Source organism: Candidatus Zixiibacteriota bacterium, assembly GCA_017999435.1.
Classification (GTDB): domain Bacteria; phylum Zixibacteria; class MSB-5A5; order GN15; family FEB-12; genus JAGNLV01.
This window is the reverse complement of the sequence record JAGNLV010000004.1, coordinates 324,319-342,163: the sequence shown is the minus strand read 5'-3', so window position 1 is coordinate 342,163 and position 17,845 is coordinate 324,319. Positions and strand designations below refer to the sequence as shown.

11 protein-coding genes are annotated in these 17,845 nt (G+C 66.3%); 5 read left to right on the top strand and 6 right to left on the bottom strand.

Annotated elements, in window-relative coordinates; translation table 11 throughout:
• Positions 1-151: 151 nt before the first annotated feature.
• The 3 genes from KA261_11845 (at position 152) to KA261_11835 (ending at position 5,017) form a co-directional block, all read left to right on the top strand.
• Positions 152-1,459 (top strand): hypothetical protein, encoded by a 1,308-nt coding sequence (locus tag KA261_11845; GenBank protein MBP7698491.1) that lies wholly within the window; start codon positions 152-154, stop codon positions 1,457-1,459.
• Positions 1,460-1,651: 192 nt separating this feature from the next.
• Positions 1,652-3,895, top strand: a complete 2,244-nt coding sequence (locus tag KA261_11840) for a vitamin B12-dependent ribonucleotide reductase (protein MBP7698490.1) — start codon at positions 1,652-1,654, stop codon at positions 3,893-3,895.
• A 279-nt stretch (positions 3,896-4,174) separates the two neighbouring features.
• Entirely contained in the window at positions 4,175-5,017 is an 843-nt protein-coding gene (locus KA261_11835; protein MBP7698489.1) for a hypothetical protein, read from the top strand.
• 144 nt (positions 5,018-5,161) lie between these two features.
• Here the strand turns inward: KA261_11835 and asnB are convergent, their stop codons facing one another.
• Positions 5,162-7,138, bottom strand: coding sequence for an asparagine synthase (glutamine-hydrolyzing) (gene asnB / locus KA261_11830; protein MBP7698488.1), 1,977 nt, complete (start codon positions 7,136-7,138; stop codon positions 5,162-5,164).
• A gap of 427 nt (positions 7,139-7,565) precedes the next feature.
• On the opposite strand from asnB, the gene KA261_11825 reads away from it, so the two are divergent.
• Together KA261_11825 and KA261_11820 are read left to right on the top strand one after the other, a co-directional pair.
• On the top strand, positions 7,566-11,291 hold the full coding sequence (locus KA261_11825) for a S8 family serine peptidase (GenBank protein ID MBP7698487.1): 3,726 nt from the start codon (positions 7,566-7,568) through the stop codon (positions 11,289-11,291).
• The gene (locus tag KA261_11820; GenBank protein ID MBP7698486.1) at positions 11,288-13,438 is read left to right on the top strand and encodes a T9SS type A sorting domain-containing protein; all 2,151 of its coding nucleotides are present in this window, start codon (positions 11,288-11,290) and stop codon (positions 13,436-13,438) included. Before KA261_11825 ends, KA261_11820 begins: the two co-directional genes overlap by 4 nt.
• 5 nt (positions 13,439-13,443) lie before the next feature.
• Here the strand turns inward: KA261_11820 and KA261_11815 are convergent, their stop codons facing one another.
• The 5 genes from KA261_11815 to KA261_11795 all read right to left on the bottom strand — a co-directional run bounded on the left by KA261_11815 (position 13,444) and on the right by KA261_11795 (position 17,748).
• Positions 13,444-14,274 carry an FAD:protein FMN transferase gene (locus tag KA261_11815; GenBank protein MBP7698485.1) on the bottom strand — a complete coding sequence of 277 codons (831 nt, stop codon included), beginning with the start codon at positions 14,272-14,274 and terminating at the stop codon, positions 13,444-13,446.
• Positions 14,275-14,335: 61 nt separating this feature from the next.
• Positions 14,336-15,685, bottom strand: coding sequence for a DUF3570 domain-containing protein (locus tag KA261_11810; protein MBP7698484.1), 1,350 nt, complete (start codon positions 15,683-15,685; stop codon positions 14,336-14,338).
• Positions 15,670-15,882 carry a DUF4266 domain-containing protein gene (locus KA261_11805; protein MBP7698483.1) on the bottom strand — a complete coding sequence of 71 codons (213 nt, stop codon included), beginning with the start codon at positions 15,880-15,882 and terminating at the stop codon, positions 15,670-15,672. Before KA261_11805 ends, KA261_11810 begins: the two co-directional genes overlap by 16 nt.
• A 17-nt stretch (positions 15,883-15,899) precedes the next feature.
• Positions 15,900-16,406 (bottom strand): TlpA family protein disulfide reductase, encoded by a 507-nt coding sequence (locus KA261_11800; GenBank protein MBP7698482.1) that lies wholly within the window; start codon positions 16,404-16,406, stop codon positions 15,900-15,902.
• A 235-nt stretch (positions 16,407-16,641) separates the two neighbouring features.
• Positions 16,642-17,748 carry a hypothetical protein gene (locus KA261_11795; GenBank protein ID MBP7698481.1) on the bottom strand — a complete coding sequence of 369 codons (1,107 nt, stop codon included), beginning with the start codon at positions 17,746-17,748 and terminating at the stop codon, positions 16,642-16,644.
• Between the last annotated feature and the right edge of the window lie 97 nt (positions 17,749-17,845).

Genomic DNA, 17,845 nt, shown 5'->3' with positions numbered 1-17,845 from the left:
CCGGATATCCGGAGACGGTCGGGGCGGGATGGTTCCGCCCCGCTTTTTTGTCGGCGCTCAGGAGGCTCCCGCGCTCAGGCGGCGCGGCAGAGCGCTCCGCGAACAACCAATGGATCCCCGGCGGGGAGTCGGGGAAGCGGCGGGGTGGTTCATGAAGAAGGTTATGCTTGCGGCAGCGCTCCTGGCGCTGCCGGCGGCCGGCCTCTGCGGCCAGGATTTCGGCATCAAGTTCTCGGGCTTTGTGAAGAGCGATTTCTTTCACGATTCGCGGCAAACGGTCAGTCTGCGCGAGGGGCATTTCCTGCTGTACCCGGCCGGAATCAGCCGGGACGTCCGGGGCGAGGATGTCAACGATCGGGGGAGTTTCAATTACCTGGCGATCCAGACGCGGCTCACCGGGGCAATCACGGCTCCCGATGCTTTCGGGGCCAAAGTGAGCGGCGTTCTGGAGGCCGATTTCTTCGGCAACGAGAGCGCGGCGCTCGTGGATGCCAACGGGTTCCGGCTGCGCCACGCCTACGCCAAACTGGCCTGGACGAACACCGAGCTGCTGCTCGGGCAGTACTGGCACCCGCTGTTCGTGCCGGCGTGCTTTTCCGAGGTGATCTCGTTCAACACGGGTGCGCCGATGCAACCGTTCGCGCGCAATCCGCAGGTGCGCCTGACCCACCGGCTCGGGCCCTTGCGCCTGATCGCGGCGGCCGCCGCCCAGCGGGATTTTGCCGGCGGGGGCGGGTCGGCGCCGCTGCGCAACTCCTCGATTCCCGATCTCAATGCCCAGGTGCATTTCAGCCATGCGGCCGACGGCGGGGCGCGCGAACTACTCGCCGGCGTGGGCGGGGAGTTCAAGACCCTTCGCCCGCTGCTCCAGACGACCGGCGAAGACGGCGCCTTCAAGACCGATGAAGAAATTTCCTCGGCGGCGGCCATGGCGTTCCTGAAGTACCACACGCCGTCGCTCACCGGCAAAGTGCAGGGCGTGTACGGACAGAATCTCTACGATCTGACCATGCTCGGGGGGTACGCGGTCACCGACGTGCTCGACCCCGAACGAAACGCGGTTGCGTACACGACCGTGGATTGTTTCGCCATCTGGTCCGAGATCATTGTGCGGCACGGTCCCCGGTGGCAGTATGCGTTGTGGGCCGGGTACACGGAGAATCTCGGCGCCGACGATTCGGTTGTCGTGTACAGCTACCGGGTGGACGGCACGGACGTGACGGTGCGGGGGGCGAGTGTCGACAACACCAGCGACATCAAGCGCGTCCTGCGGGTATCCCCGCGGGTGGTCGCAACGGCGGGGAGTCTGAGCGTGGCCCTGGAGACCGAGTACACCCGCGCCGATTACGCCGCCCGGACCGCCGACGGCAAGCTCTGCCGCGACAAGTACGGCAAGGTCACAAAGACCGATCATGTCGACAACTCCCGCGTGCTGTTCTCGACGATTCTGAAATTCTAGACCTCCGCGGCCGGGGCAGGCGTGCGGGCGCGACGCCCCGGTCGGCGCGGATTGGAGGGCGGACGGCGGAAAGGGGGCTTGGGCGAGGGTGCGCGGCCGGGCCAAAATGTGATGCACATTCTCCGCCCCCTCGCGTTATAATAGAGACGGGCCGATTGTCCGATACAAAGAACAGGGAGCGACTGTCTCTGTATGCAGACGCGTGAAATTCACATGAGCCCCAACGCGATGGCGGTGATGAAGCGCCGGTACCTGGCCAGGGACGCCAGCGGCCGGGTGATTGAAACGCCGGTTGAGCTGTTTGTCCGGGTCGCCCGCGCGATCGCCGAGGCCGACCGCGTGTACGGCGGCGATGATGCGCAGGTGGAGCGAACCGCGCAGGCGTTTTTCAACGTCATGGCCGACGGCGATTTCCTTCCGAATTCCCCGACCCTGATGAACGCCGGACGGGCGCTTGGGCAGTTGTCCGCCTGTTTCGTGCTCCCGGTGGGGGACTCGATGGAGGAGATTTTCGAGGCGGTCAAGCAGGCGGCCTTGATCCACAAGTCGGGCGGCGGGACGGGGTTTGCCTTTTCGCGGCTGCGCCCGCGCAATGCGCGGGTACGCAGCACCTCCGGAGTGGCCTCGGGGCCGGTCTCGTTTATGGAGGTGTTCAACCATGCGACCGAGGCAGTCAAACAGGGGGGGACGCGGCGCGGGGCGAACATGGGTATCCTCCGCGTGGACCATCCCGACATTCGCGAGTTCATCTCCTGCAAGTTGGACACCGGGCGGATCACCAATTTCAACATCTCGGTGGCCGTAACTAATGCCTTCATGGAGGCGCTGGAGGCGGACTCGAAGTACGCTCTGGTTAATCCGCAGACCGGGCAGGCCCACGTGGTCGAGGGGGAGGAGCAGTGGGTGCCGGCGCGCGAGATTTTCGACCTGATCGTCGAGCAGGCCTGGCTGACGGGGGAGCCGGGGATTGTCTTTATCGACCGGATGAACGAGGGGAACCCGACCTTCCCGTTCGAACAGATCGAGGCGACCAATCCGTGCGGCGAGCAGCCGCTGCCGCCGTATGATTCGTGCAATCTCGGGTCGATCAATCTCGGGCGTTTCGCAAGAGAGCCGCTTCCGGGCGACTACGCCCCGAGCGATCCCGCGGCGGGGGTGGATTGGGAGCGGCTGGCGGGGGTGGTGCGGACGGGCGTGCACTTTCTGGATAACGTAATCGATCAGAACAAATTCCCGATCCCGGAGATCGCGGCCCAGACCCGGCGCAACCGCCGCATCGGGCTGGGGGTCATGGGGTGGGCAGACCTGCTGGTCAGGTTGCGCGTCCCCTACAACTCCGAGGCGGCGTTCGCGCTCGGCGAGCGGGTCATGCAGTTCGTGCACAGCGAGGCGCGGAATCATTCCTCGGAACTGGCCAAAACCCGCGGCAAATTCCCGAACTGGGAGCACTCGCTCTTTGGCCGGGAAGGTATCGCCATGCGCAACGCGACCGTGACGACGGTGGCGCCGACCGGGACGATCTCGATTCTCGCGGGCTGTTCCTCGGGCATCGAGCCCTACTATGCGGTGGCCTTCGAGCGCAACATCATGGAGGGGACGCGCCTGACCGAGGTCAACCCGCTCTTTGAGGCGGCGGCCCGGCGCGGGGGATTCTACTCCGACGACCTGATCCGGAAGGTGGCGGAGCGGCGCTCGATCAGCGACCTTGCGGAAATCCCCGAAGAGCTGCGAGCGACATTCCTCACCGCGGCCGACATCTCGCCCGAAGATCATATTCGGATGCAGGCGCAGTTCCAGAAACACTGCGACTCCTCGGTGAGCAAGACGATCAATTTCGCCGAATCGGCCACCCGGGAGGCCGTGCGCACGGCTTTCCGGCAGGCCTACCGGATGGGGCTGAAGGGAATCACGATTTATCGGGACAACGCCCGGCCGAACCAGGTGCTGTCGGCGCGGCCGGCGGCCGGGGCGACGGTTGCGCCGGTGGTCATGGAACGGCCGGCCGTCCTGGAGGGCATCACCGAGAAAATCCGAACCGGCTATGGGAATCTGTACGTGACCGTCAACACCCGCCAGGGCCAGCCGTTCGAGGTGTTTGCCCACATCGGGAAATCGGGGTACACGACGATGGCGGATACCGAGGCGATTTGCCGGCTGATTTCGCTGGCTCTGCGCTCCCACGTGCCGGTCGAGGCGATTATTCGTCAACTGCGGGGAATCGGCGGGGCGAGCCAGACATTCTCGGGAGGCGCGCGGGTGGCCTCGATCCCCGATGCCATTGCGCAAGTTTTGCACAGGCATTCTGGCGCCGAGGCGGGCGTGCGCGGGGGGGCCGCGCCGGAGCCCGACGGGGAAATCTGTCCGGAGTGCGGCGGCCTGATGCACGCCGAGGCGGGGTGTTTTTCCTGCGGCGCCTGCGGCTATTCTAACTGTTGATTCTTCCGATATCAGAGTATAATGGGCCGATTCCCGCCGGGCGGCCGGCGTGTGCTCCCTCGAGGCCGCGCGCGTCGCCGGGATTCCGAGGCGCCCGGCCCGGCAGCTCTCCGCGGCCGGCTCGCCGGGGTCGCAGCCGGCCGGGGCGGAGAGACAAGACAGAGCGGCAGGGACCCGGTGCCGACCCCGGCCTGTCGGAAGTGAATGCGCGCCGCCCGGATTGCCTGTGGGCGACGGCCAGGATTGCAGCGATGTGAGATCGCAAAGGGTAAGCTGACTGTGGGATCGTTCATACCGGCCGGACGCACCTCGCTGGTGAAGCGGGGGGAGAGCATGCTGCAGGTGCAGACGGAATATGCGCCCCGCCCCTACCCGCGCATCACGACAACCATTCTGAACCAGGGACAGGTTCTGCACAAGCTCGAGAAGAAGCTTGAGCAGGCGATCGGTTCGGTGGAGGAGCAGAATCTCGCGGAGGATGTGATGAAGCGCCAACACGCCGAGGTGCTCTCGCTCATCACCGATCCCACCGGCGAGGCGCGGCAACGGCTCGAACGAGCCGCTCAGGAGCCGACCATCGTGTTTCGCCGCGGCGCCCGGCCGGCCATGGAGGGCGAGACGGCGTCCGCAGTTCCGGCCGCCGGATCGGGTGCGTTGCCCGGTCCGGAGCCGCTTCCGGATCTTCCCGATGACGCGCCCGCGGCGCCCACCGCTCGGCCGTACCCCTCGCCGGTGCCGCCGATCGCGGTCAGGGAGTCGCTCCACGACCGCTTCGCCGACATCCCCGGTTTCGAGCACGCCTACAGCATGACGCTGGACGGGAAGTTCAAGTCGGCGGCCGGCGAAGAGCAGTTCCGCAAGGGATTCAAACACGTGCACAAAACGCTTCGCGACGTGATCGAACTGTTCCCCGAGAAGGGCGGGGCGCGACGGCGGCGGGAAGAGGGCGTGTGCGAGGTCGAGCGGAATCGCCTGTACCTCGTGTCAACGGGGGAGGAACTGGTCTTCATTACGATCAACAGCATCCGGACCGATCTGAACTACGAGAAGATCATGAAGAACCTGCTCTTTCCGGACGAGCTGCAGGTGCTGTTGCAGCAGAGGGGGGCGGACGGGAAGTAAGGGGGGGCAGGCCGGGCGCAGGGTATTCCTGATACGGTGCCGGCGCGCGTCTCATGACTCAGTCCGGAGCGGCAGTTCTCACGGGGGCGAATCTCACCGCTGACATTCTCGATCGACCGTCGATACGGATGGTGTTTGCCCGGCCTAAGCTTCGTGCCAAACGGAAAAGGCGCTGCGGCCGGGTTCGGGGGCGGGCTGGAACCGGTCGATGAAAGCGTGGATGAGCAGCTGGGTCGAGAGAATGCCGATCATCGACATGTTGTCTTTGAATGACAAGTGGGCGTGCTTGAGCCGGGTCGCCTTCTCGCGCAACTGCTGGACCGCGGCCGATTCGAACAAACCGGTGCGCGCGATCTCGGACTCGGCGAGTATGTCGGCGATGTAGCCCGGCGAGTCGGGCTGGACAAAGCTGTTGGAGTCGGGGGCCATGTACGGCTGTTTCACGCGCGCTGTGATCTCCTCCGGCAACTCGCGCGCCATCGCCCGTTTCAGCACGAATTTCTCTTTCAGGCCGAAGAGCTTGTGCCAGGGCGGGATGGTCGCCGCAAATTCGACAACCCGGTGATCGAGGAAGGGGAAGCGGCCCTCGACCGAGTGGGCCATGCCGACGCGGTCCCCCTGCGACGAGAGCAGGTAGCCCGATAAGAGCGACCGTGCTTCGAGATACTGCGCCCGGCAGAGGTGATGCCAGCGGAAAAACGAGTCCGGCAGGTCGACGCAGAAAGCCTCCAGCGAGCTGTGACCATCGAGAATCCGGCGGACCTCCGGGGTGAAGTAATCCTTGATCTTGGTGGTCGTGCTGATGCGGGGCTGGTGGGAGTAGGAGCAGCGGTCGGTGTCGCGGAGACCGGCCTTGTAGAAAGTCTCGAGGTAGAATTTCGCCCGGGCGCCGGAGAGGGGGAGGGTCGGGTAAAGGCGTTTCAGTAGAGCCGGGCGCCAGGCGGAATCAGGACGGCGGGCCCAGAACCGCCGGATCATCGTCTCTTTGAAAATGTCGTATCCCCCGAGGATCTCATCCGAGCCCTCGCCGGTCAGGACGACCTTGAAGTTGTTCTCCCGGACGAGCCGGGAGAGCAGGAAGAGCGGCGTCGGCGCGGTGCGGACGATGGGGCGTTCGGTGTGGCGGATGACGGCGGGGAAATTCTCCGCGATGTCGCGGTAGGTGCAGGTCACGACGTGGTGGTTGGTGCCGAGGTGCTCGGCCATCTGCCGTTGAAACGGCGACTCATCATACGCCTTATCCTGAAAGGCAATCGAAAAGGACTCGACCCGGGTGTCGGTGAAATGCCTGATGAGCGCGGTGGTGGCCGAGGAATCAAGCCCGCCGGAGAGGTAGGCGCCCACCGGGACGTCGGCGCGCAACCGCAGCCGGACAGCGTCGACCAGAAGGGCGTGGAGCTCCTCCGCCCACGACTCGACCGGGCGGCGGCGGTCGAAGGTCTCGGGAAATTCCATTGACCAGTAGCGTTCCGTGCGGACCCGGCCGTTCCGGACGACGCCGCAGGCGCCCGCCTCGAGTTCGTGGATGCCCTCGAAAGCAGTGCGAGGCGGCGCGGTCGTCCACCAGGTAAAGATCTCATCGAGGCCTTTCAGGTCAAGGCGGCGGGGAATCTCCGGGGCGCAGAAGATGGCCTTGATTTCGGAGGCGAAGTAGAAGGCGCCGCCGTGCACGGCGTAGAACAGAGGGCGGACGCCGAGGCGGTCGCGCGCAAAAAAGAGCGAGCGGTCGCGCCGGTTGTACAGGACAAACGCCCACTGGCCGTTGAAACGGGTGAGGCAGTCGCGGCCCCACTGCTCGTAGGCGTGGATGATGACCTCGGTGTCGCAGCGGGTGCGGAAAACGTGGCCGGCGCCGACGAGCTCCTCGCGCAATTCGAGGTAGTTGAAGATCTCGCCGTTGAAGGTGATCCACAGCGACCCGTCCTCGTTGCACATCGGCTGCGATCCCCCGGCGAGGTCGATGATCGAGAGGCGGGCCTGGCCGAGTACACAGCGATCATCAAGGTAGGCGCCGAATTCGTCCGGGCCCCGGTGATGCAGCGTGTTGACCATCCGGCCGATCAGCGCCCGGTCGGGAGGGCGGGGAGACTCCAGTTGAAAGTAGCCGGCTATTCCACACATACTCTTCAGCGCCTCAGTCGGATGTTGCTTGCTCCTAATATCGGAAGGATGAACGCGGACCTTCTCCAGAGGCCGGAGTGGATTATACGAGGTTCGCCGGCCGGGGGCAAGAAATGTCGTTGTTGTCGTTCTCGAGAATGATATAAACTAACAGTTGATATAGTGATCGTAACATACTACTAGAACGGCAATTACAAGATCAATCAGTTGTTTTCGCAGAGGCCGCGGCCCGGCACTTGCGGATTGACACGGCGGGGGATTGGCATATCTTGGGGTGGCGTCGGCAGTACCACGCTGCACCCCTTGAACAAACGGCCGACGCCGGACGTTTCTGAGGAGGGACAAAAGGACGGGGGGGATCTCAACCTGAGGCAAACCGGAGAGTATGCTACAGCCGCGGCCAGTCAAAAGTGCTTCCCAGGTGACGATGAAACAACTCCGGCGGATGATCCTGTGGCCGGCCGCATGGGTGGCGGTTCTCGCCTGGCCCTCGGCGGGGTTCGCGGCGCGCGGCGACAGCGGGCCGGTGCCGGGCGCGTTCATTGTCAAGCTGGCGCCGGGGGTCAATCCGGCGGCGGTGCGGCAGGCGCTGGGCGGCCGCGAGCGGCTGACCCCTGTCGTGCCGGGCGGACTGAAGGCCGGACTTGCAGGCCGGGAGGATTTGGAGCGCGTATACTTCCTGGCGACTGAGCGGCCTGCCGCGGCGGCCGCCGACATCACGGACATGCTCGGCCGCGGCAATGTCGAATGGGTGGAGCCGGAATACTTCCTCGAACTCTTCGAACTGCCCGCCGATTCCCTGTTCCCGCGCCAATGGCATCTGCTGAATACAGGGCAAGAGTATTTCGGAATCAACCGCATCGATGGGGCATACAACGATGAGCGCGTGATCAAGCGGGGTACGGCGGGGAGGGACGTGCGCCTGGTCGGCCAGTACCAGTCGCCGCCGGCGGATTCGGCCGAGAAAGTGGTCGTCGCGATCATCGACACAGGCGTGGATACGGATCACCCGGAACTGGCCGGACGGGTCTGGCGGAACCTCGATGAAATTCCCGGCAACGGCGGCGACGACGATCACAATGGATATATCGACGACACCGCCGGGTACGATATTTCGGGGGATACCAGCAACCTCTTCGATCCGGCGGGTGACGCCGACCCGCGCGACGAGGACGGTCATGGGACGCACTGCGCGGGGATCGTGGGAGCGAACGGCGACGGCGCGGGAGTGGTGGGAATCGCGCCGTGGATCGAGATCATGCCGGTGAAGATTTTCCCGAACGGGACCACGAGGATCGGCGGGCTCGGCATCCTCTATGCCGTGAACAACGGGGCGCGGGTGATCAACGCGAGCTGGGGCTCGCCCTTCCAATCACAATTCCTGCGCGAGGTCATCAACTTCGCGCGGGAAAACGGCGTGCTCGTCTGCATGGCCTCGGGCAACAGCGGCGACAACAGCCGGTTCTACCCGGCCGGGTTCGACCTGGATTCGACGCTGGTCGTGGGGGCCGGGAACTCCGACGGAGAGCTGACTTACTTCTCGACCTTCGGCTCGCACGTCGACATCATCGCCCCGGGCCTGGACATCCTGTCGCTGCGGGCTGCGGGGACCGACATGTACGCCGCCTACCCGGCCTACGAGCCGGAGGTGCGGATTGTCGACAGCCTCTACTACCTCTCGGACGGGACGTCGATGGCGGCGCCCATGGTGTGCGGGGCGGCCGGAATGCTGCTGTCGTTCCGCCCCGACCTGTCGCTCGGCGAGCTCGTGGCCATCCTGAAGCACGGGGCGACCGACCTGGTCGATCCGCTCAACCAGGGGGATGATCTGCCCGGCCCAGACTCGCTCTGCGGCTGGGGGTACCTCAATATCGACGCCTCCCTCGGTCTGATGGAAAGCGGCGGCATGTACCTCACCGCGCCCGAACACCGCAGCCGCCACACCGGCGACATCATTATCAAGGGAGGAACGATCGGCGGCTACGACGATGGGTGGACGATCGAGTACGCGACCGGGTTGAGCCCGGAGGCCTGGCACTTCCTCGCCGCCGGCAACGGCCTGCCGCCCGATTCGGTGCTCGCGGTTTTTCGCAACCCCGGCGCGGCGGGACTGCTCAGTTTCCGCCTCACGGACAGCTACGGGCGCAGCGGGACAGTGACGGTGACGTATGCGCCGACGAATGTGCTGGCGATGTCGTCGCCGGCCGACGGAATGACGTTCGACTATGCGATCCCCGTCAGGGGGTCGGCTTACGGACCCGATTTCGACTCGCTGGTGGTCAAGAGCCGCGGACCGCGCGGGAATGTCGTGCGGCTTTTTGCAGGGACCGGGGAGGTATTTGACTCGCTCTTCTATACCTGGCCGGCCTCGGGGGCCGATACAGGGGCGTTCACCCTGTACCTCTACGGTTATTTCGCAACCGGTGTGGAAGGGGATTCGGCCGGGATCACGGTGACTTCGGCTTTCGCCGACGGATGGCCGCGGCGGATCCCCGGCTGGGGGGGGATGACGGCGGTGAGCGCGGATCTCAATCGGGACGGTTCCAAAGAACTGATCGCGGCCACGTCCGGGGGACTCGCGGTGTATCGGGCGGCCGACGGAGAACTGCTGAGCGGCTTCCCGGCGCTCGCGGGGCGCGACGTGCGCTGCGTGCCGGCCGTGTATGATGTGGACGGCGACGGCCATGACGAGATCATAGTCACCGATTCGACCGGGCTCCACGTGATTCGCGACGACGGCACGGCCGCGCCCGGCTGGCCGCAGGCCTGTTTCACGGGCATGACCCCCTACGAATACGGGTTCCCGGCGCCGGTGATTGTCGAGCTGCGCCGCGGTTCGCCCCCGGGAGCAGTGCCCGATTCGGGCATCCTGTTCATCAACCGGCTGGGACAGCTCATTGCCTTCCGCTTCAATGGCGACAGGTACTTCTACTCGCGGAAGATGTGGGGTCAATTCGATGCGCGGATATCCCCCTCGTACCTGACCGGGGGAGACACCTCGCCCTTCGCAACGGCCGCGGATGTCGACGGCGACGGGCGGCGGGAAGTGTGCGCGTCCTTCAGCTCGGCCAACCCCCACACCGGCATGGGGCTGTTTGACGGGGCCAACGGCCGCCCGGCTTTCGGGAGGGACGTCCCGACCATTCAAACAATCGCCTCGGTGAGCGGCAGCGTCCTGGCGGATCTTGACGGCGACGGGCTGCCGGAGGCGATCACGACCGGCCTGGGCGACGATGATCTCGAGCACGTGTGGATCAAGACTCTCGGAACCGATGATTTCGCGAGCTGGGTGGTGCCGATCGACGACTCGTGGATCGGCTGGATCGCCTCCTACCCGGTGGTCGCCGATCTGGATCGCGACGGGACGCCGGAAATTCTCATGACCTATTTCGAATTCGATCAGGCCGCGCTCTTTATTTTCCGGGCGGACGGCACGCCGTACGCGACGGGACCGCGCGGAATTCCCGGGGAGGCGTTTTACGACTACGCAACCTTCGCGACCCCGGCCGTGGCGAATATCATGGGGGACGAGTACCCGGAGATCATCTTCCGGGCCGGGCACCTGCTGCCGGGGACCGGTCCGGAGCTGCTCTACATCCTGGACTATGCGGCCGTGCCGGTGGCCGGCTGGCCGAAACGGACGCCCGCACCGTCGGCGACCGTGGCCTCGGGGCGGCAGGTCCCGCTGGTCGATGACCTCGACAACGACGGCAAAGTCGAACTCGCCTTGCTGAGCGACGAGCAGAGCCTGCTGGTGTGGGATTTCGAGGGGAGTTACGACGAGGGGCGGAACACGTTTCGCTGGATGTACGACAACGGGAACAGCGGCATCTACCCGGGGTCGCAGGCTGCGCCGCAGAGTTCGGACGGCCCGGCTCGGGTGCGCAAGGCGCAGCGGTCGGCGGCCGGCGAGGCGAGGGCGGTCGGTCGGGCGACGGCGCCGGTGCGCTTCAATCTCCCCGCCCCGGCGCGTGTGGCGGTCGAGATTTACGACACCGCCGGCAAGCGGGTCGCAACGCTGCCGGAGCGAATGATGGAAGCGGGGGACCAGGAGATGGATTTCTCCGAGGCGGCCCTCGCGCCGGGAACGTATTTCTACCGGCTGATCGTGGACGGCACGGCGTTTTCGCGGCGAATGGCGGTGATCGAATGACACGGCAATCGGCGGCGGCTGTTCTCGCGGTCGTTCTGGTGCTGGCGGCGCCGACAGGGTCGCCTTGGGCGGACCTGGCCGACGGGCCGGTGCACACCATTCTGTGGAACCGGATGGACCTCGTAGAGGTCGTCGATTCGCTCGCCGTGGGGTTCTCGTCCGAAGGGGTGACGGTCTGCCGGTGGTCGGACAGCCTCAACCAGTTTGTCGTAGAGAGCGTGCACGAGATTGACTACTATCCAGCGGCCGTGCGGATGGCGGAGGGACGCCTCATGGTGCACACCGCCGACCAGCGACTGATTGCGTACGACGCGGCGATGCTGCCCGAACTGGTGACCGCCTGGGAGTTCGCTCCCGGGGCGGCGTTCGCCGACTGGGCGCTCGTCGACACCCAGCTCTACCTGTCGCGGTGGTTCGAGGGCCTGTGGCGCTATGCGATCGGACCGGCCGGAACGGCCGCGCTCCTTGACACGAGCATGGTGGGGATTATGGTGACGCAGATGGAGGCGGAGGGACCCTGGCTGTATGTCCTCGACGAATACAACGGGATCATGCGCTACGACCCGGCCGGGGCGGGGTCGGCGGCCTTTCTCGATTACCTCTACGTGCCCCAGGAAGTTCTTTCGTTCGCGCAGGCGGACTCGACTTCGGCCATGATCGGACGGTCCGGCGGGGTCGTCATCGGGCGGTATCCCGGGCCGCAGTCGCTCGTCGCGCCCGCGGTTCCCGACGGCGACCGGCCGCAGCGGGTGTACCTGAGCGGGGATGCGATGGTGACCGTGGCGCCGCGCTCCATTGAGGTGCGCGACCGGGGGACCGGCGAGGTGCGGGCCGCGATGGCGATTGAGGGCGTGGTGACCGACGGCGCGCTGTTCACCCGGGGTGGAACCCGCTACCTGGTGCTGCCCCGCGAAGCCGGCGGGCTGTTTCTGGTGAATATCGATGACCTCGGGCAAAGCGGGCCGGGGCTGTATCGCTCCGGGCCGGTGCAGGCGCTGGCGTTCGGCGGCGGCAAACTGTTCACGTCGGGCGGCCACAACCCGATCGAGGCCTACACGTTTGACTCCACGCTCGCGCCCCACCTGGACTTCGCCCTCCTGCCCCACTTGAACAGCATGCAGGCGCTGACGGTGACGGGCGACACTCTCCTGGCCTACATGGCCGGCATCAACACCATTGTGGTGATCCGCCGGCCCTTCTTCGCCGATTCCTTCCTCGTCGACCGGGCGATCACCCTGGACGACACGATGGCGGGGCGGATCGTCTTTCTGCCCCGCCTGCGGCACGACTCCCTTCGGGCGATCGCCGTCACGGGGCTGCGCACTATGCAGGTCTTTACGATCAACGACTCCGGCCGGGTCAGTTCGCAGGAGCCGTGGGAGCAGCAGTTCGGGATCACCGCATCCTGCCTCACGGACACGATGGTCTTCCTGGCCACGGGGAAAGACCAGATCTGGTCGTATCGAATCGGGCCGGATCTCCGCACGCAGTTGGCCGGCATCACCGACCTTCCCTCGCAGGCCTCCGTGATGGTCTGGGACAGCGGCCGCCTCCTCGTGTTCGTCCGCGACCAGCTTCTCGTGTCCCGTCTCCTGCCGAGCGGAGCGCTCTCTGTCGAGAGCTGGATCGATATGCCGTTCACGGCGAGCGATGCGGTCATCTCGGGGCGGGGGCTGTTTGCGGTCGGAACCACGGGGATCGGGGTCTTCCGTCTCGACCGGGAAGTGCCGGAATTGGCGGAGTACGGCGGGGACCCGGGCACCGTCATCGCAGTGTCGGGAGAGATGGTCGCGGCCTCGGACGGCGGTTCTGTGAAGATTTACCGCCTGGGCGTGGCCACGGGCGTGGATCCCGAACCGGAACTGCCGCGGCGGTTCGCGCTCGACCAGAACTACCCGAATCCGTTCAACGGTGAGACGGTGATCCGCTATTCTCTGGCGGAGGGAGCGCGCGTGCGGCTCGCGGTCTACAACGTGCTCGGGCAGCGCGTGAAAACGCTCGTGGATGAGTACCGGGCGGCGGGGATCTATGAAGCGCTGTGGGACGGCACGGATCGCGCGGGGGCGCCGGTGGCGAGCGGGGTCTACCTCTACCGGCTCGAGGCCGGGAAGGCCGCCGGGGCCAGGAAGATGGTTTTCGTGAAGTAGGGGGCCTACCGGATGCAGTGGTAAGGGACTTTTTCTCCGGCGAGGAAGTCCTCGGCCGCCCGGCCGTGCAGCATGGCCAGGGTGGCCAGGAACCCGGCCTCGACGCAGTAGTCTCCCAGAACCGTGACACTTCGGGGAGCATCGGCCACCGGCCACCCGGTGCGGGGGTTGAGAATGTGACCCAGCCGCACGCCTTCCACCAGGCAGAACCGCCGCGCGTCGCCGCTGGTGGCGACGCCGCCGTTGCTGAGGTCTATTCGACCGACGGCGGTTCCCTCGCGCAGCGGGTCCTCGATGCCCACGACCCACGGCGGCGAGTCGGGGTCGGCGCTGAGGGCCCGGATGTCGCCGCCGAAGTTGGCCATGAGGGGGGCCCCCGAGGCGCGGAACGCGAGGTCGGCCGCCCGATCGGCCGCGTACTCTTTGCCGAGACCGCCGAGATCGATTTCCATGCCGGGTTGCAGGCGCAGGCGCCGCCCATCCCATTCGACCTTCTCCCACCCGACCCGTCCGAGCAGCGACTCGATCAGGTCTCGGTCCGGCGAAGCCGTCGATCCGTCGAATTTCCAGGCCCGGCGAAGGACGCCGGAGGTGATGTCGAAGAGGCCGCCGCTGAGGCGGTAGCACTGGTCGGCATAGGTGAGGAGGCGCGCGAGCTCGTCATCGACTTCCACCGCCGCGCCGGTGCCGGCGTTGATGGCGTGGATTATGTTGTCGTCGCGGTACCGGCTGAGTTTCCGTTCGATGCGGCGCGTTTCCGCGGCCGCGAGCGAAGCCACGTGTTCGGCTTCGCTCCGGCGGCGGCAGCGAATGAGAATCTCGCAGGGACTCGCCATGGCGGAGAAGGAAATCGTCCAGTGGGATCCGCCCTTCCGGACAGAGCACTCCGGCGCGGCCTTAGAATTCATAGTCGAATCCGGCCCGGACCATGACGGCGTCCATGTCGGGGAACAACTCGTACGTGCTCAGCACGCCCATCGAACGGGGCGGGCTGATATCCCCCGCCTGGTGATAGTACTCGCCGCCGAGGCTCACCTGAACCCCCTGACCGACCGGGAACAGGTACTGCAGCCCGGCCGTCACCGCGTGAAACGGAGCCAGCCGGTAGTCGGCCGAGGCATGGGCCGGCGCCGGAGCGGCCTCGACCAGGAAAACGCGGTAGAAGTCCGCCTCCGTCTGGCGGTACCAGCGGACGTGGGGCTGGAGCGCGTGCCCGGCTTTCACGGGCAGTCGGTAGAAAAGTTCAACGGTCTGGGAGGTCACGCCCCAGTCGTCCCAGAAGTAGCGGTAGGAGAGGTCGATCGTGTGCCCGCTCAGGTAGCGGCGCAGTTGGGCGAAAACCGCCTGCTTGGCGCGGCCGTCGGGACGGGCCTCATAGAGGTAATCGACCGGTTCGCCGGCGTCGGGACCACCCGGTCCCTGCACAACGCTCACTATCTTGTAGGGATCGTTCAGGTAGCCGGACGAGTGGTTGTAGGAGTAGTTGAGACGGAGGACGGTCTGTCGATTAAGCACCTGCGTGAGGCCGAAGACGACGTCGTACACGTTCTTCCCCTCGCCGGCGTCGCTCTCACGGTCCTCGTCGTCATCGTCGTCGCCGTCGTCATCCTGAGCGGCGAGCTCCCGCTCGCCTGCGTCGTCGTCATCATCGTCGTCGGCCCGCGCGCTCATCGAACTCAGCGGGTCAGGAGGACCGCCTTCGGGGCGGACCCGGTCGCGCGAATAGGCGGCCGAGGCGGACAGCGTCGTGTTCTTCCGATTCAGGTCGCGGGAGAGACCGACACTGGCCCCCAGGGATGTGTAGTCATGCTCGCCCGAGTAGTGGGCGCCGAGGACAATGGTGGTGAGGCGGTCGAGCGGCTGAGCCAGACTGCCGTCGAAGCTGTAGCGCGTGTCTTTGAAGGTGTCGTCGAGCGGAATCTCGCCCGGCTTTACGGAATAACCGCCCTCGCCGGAGGGGCGGGTGAAGGTTTGCACGCGGGCCGACGGCGTGGCGCCGTTGGGCGAGGCGCCGGTGAGGCCGTCGAGGGTCAGCCGCGCGCTGAGCATCCGGTCCCCCTTGAGCGCCCGGCCCAGGCCGATGATCGCTTCGGCCGCCTGCACGCGGTCGACCTCGGAATACAGGAGGATCGACGATTCCACGCGATTCCGCCCCTCGGACGCGGCCGCGCCGGTCCCGAGCAGGGCCGCGGTGAGGGCGCTGAGCGCGCCTCGGAGAGGCGGCCGGTTGGTCAATTGCATCCGCATCCCCCGCCGCCGAAGCTGCGCCCGCCGCTGGAAGCCTCCTTGCTGAAATAGATGTGGTCATCCAGGGCGCGGTCGAGCGCATGGCTGTCCATCTGCATTTCCGGTTTGGAGAGAACGTCGCGTTCCCAGACCTGCACGCCGACGGCGGCGCACCCGGAGAGGACGGCCGCGAGCGCGAAAGCCCCGGCCGAAAGCACGAAGAATCGAAGCCGTCTCACTGCGCCCCTCCCTTGTCGAGCAGGCGGACAATGGCCGCCTCGAGACTGTCGGTCTCATCCGGGCGGAAGCCCCGGTGAGTGGAGACAAGGCGGCCGCTCCGGTCATAGAGGAAGGAGGTGGGCATCGCCTCCAGTTCATAGAGCTTGGCCAGACGGCCGGTCGAATCGAAGACGATCGGGAAAGCGGTGCGGTTCTCCTCGAGGAACTTCACCGCCGCGCGGTGGTCCTGGTCGACGCCGACGGCGATGATCTCGAGACCGCGGTTGCGGAACTTGTCGGAGAGGGCCTGCATCCAGGGGAAAGAGTGGCGGCAGGGCACGCACCACGAGGCCCAGAAGTCGACATACACGACCTTGCCGTTCAGGTCGAGCGAATCCGCCAGAGCGGTCTGCAGTGCGTTGAGGGAGTCGGGCGGGGCGGCCAGACAGGGGACGGCGGCGGCCGACAGCACCAGGGCGGCGAGCAACACGCCCACTCCCCGCGGGCGGACGAAGGCGATCATGAATCAGCGGCTCCTTTCCCGGCGAGCGCGAGCGCTCGGTCCGTTGAGGCGGTAATTCAGGTTTCGCTATCGATCGGCGGTACACGCTCCTTCTATCGGAATGGCGGGGAAGGGGACATCCCGGTCCCGCTGTGATTTCTAACCGGGGCCGCCGGCGCCGGTTCCAAAAAAGATTTGACGGCTCCAAATTGGCCATTTTTTGCGCAGCGATGAAAAGGGTTGCCGCCGCCGGCGGTCACCGGTCGGTGCGCGCGCTGTCCCCGACCAGAGGGGCGTCGTCCCGAATGGTCTCCCCGAGGCGGCCGCTCCCCCGGCTGTCCGAGCCGGGCGGCGGTGTGGCCACCCCCCCGGCCGTCTTCGTGCTCACCGTCGTGTAGCCGTAGGCGGTCGGGAAATACAGGGCGGTGAGGACATGGTCCCAGGTCTGGGCGAGCGCCGGCGACGGTTGGGTCGCTTTGGCCTCGAGGCGGAATTCGTACGTGCCGGCCTCTTTGTAGTACGTGCGCGTGACCACGGCGGGGAAGTAGTTGGCGCCGGTGTTGACAAAGCCGCTCAGGCCGGCCTGCGTGTAGTACGGAAAAATCGGGAGCCCCCCCTCGACGGCGTCGATCTGCACCTGCGCGCCGTTGGGGCCGGTGGTGCCCGATAGCACGGCGTAGCACTTGCCGTAGAGGACGATCAGGCCGTCGTAGGGTATGGTGATCTCGACCGTCACCAGGTCAGTCATCTCGGCGGTCGAGAGCGTGATGATATCGCTGCTGATGCCGTTGACGATGCCGGGCTCATCGAGGATCTCGTCGGCGTTGATCGCCGAGTCCGGGAACACGACGGCCGAATCGGAGGCGCGGCCGCCGCGGAGCGCGATGCCGAGGGCGCCGGCGGTGTCGTAGAGGATGAAGGCGCCGCCCGAATCATTGACCGTGCGGCCGAGCAAGCCGCCGGCAGCATCGGTCAGGTACAACTGGCGCGCAACCATGGCCGACGGGGCTGCGGCGAGACGCGTGCGGGGCGCGAGGTCCGCTCCCCCGAGCGTGACCTGCAGAAAGAGCGCACTGTGATCGGCGAACAGGGCCGAGGGGAGGTCGCTCACGGCCCCGAGCAGGTGCACGAACAGACCGCGGTAGGTCGGAACGGTGGCCGTCTCCTGCCACAGCGGGGCGCCGCCCGTGGAGTCGGCATAGAGGGAGAAGGTCATCGAGTAGAGGCTGTCCGCGATCGGGAGCCCGTCGGGATCAGTCAGACGGCCCTGATAAGAGATCACTTCGGAGCGGGCCGAGAAAGCCACCACGAGCGCGGCCGGCAGAATGAGCGCGGCCCAACGGGATCCGACCACGTGCGACATCGAGTCTCCTTTCCCCACGCCTGCCCGCGTCTTGCGGAAACGGATCAGGGGACACGGACAATATCGGCATATTCGGGCCGCCGGGCAACTCGATCCT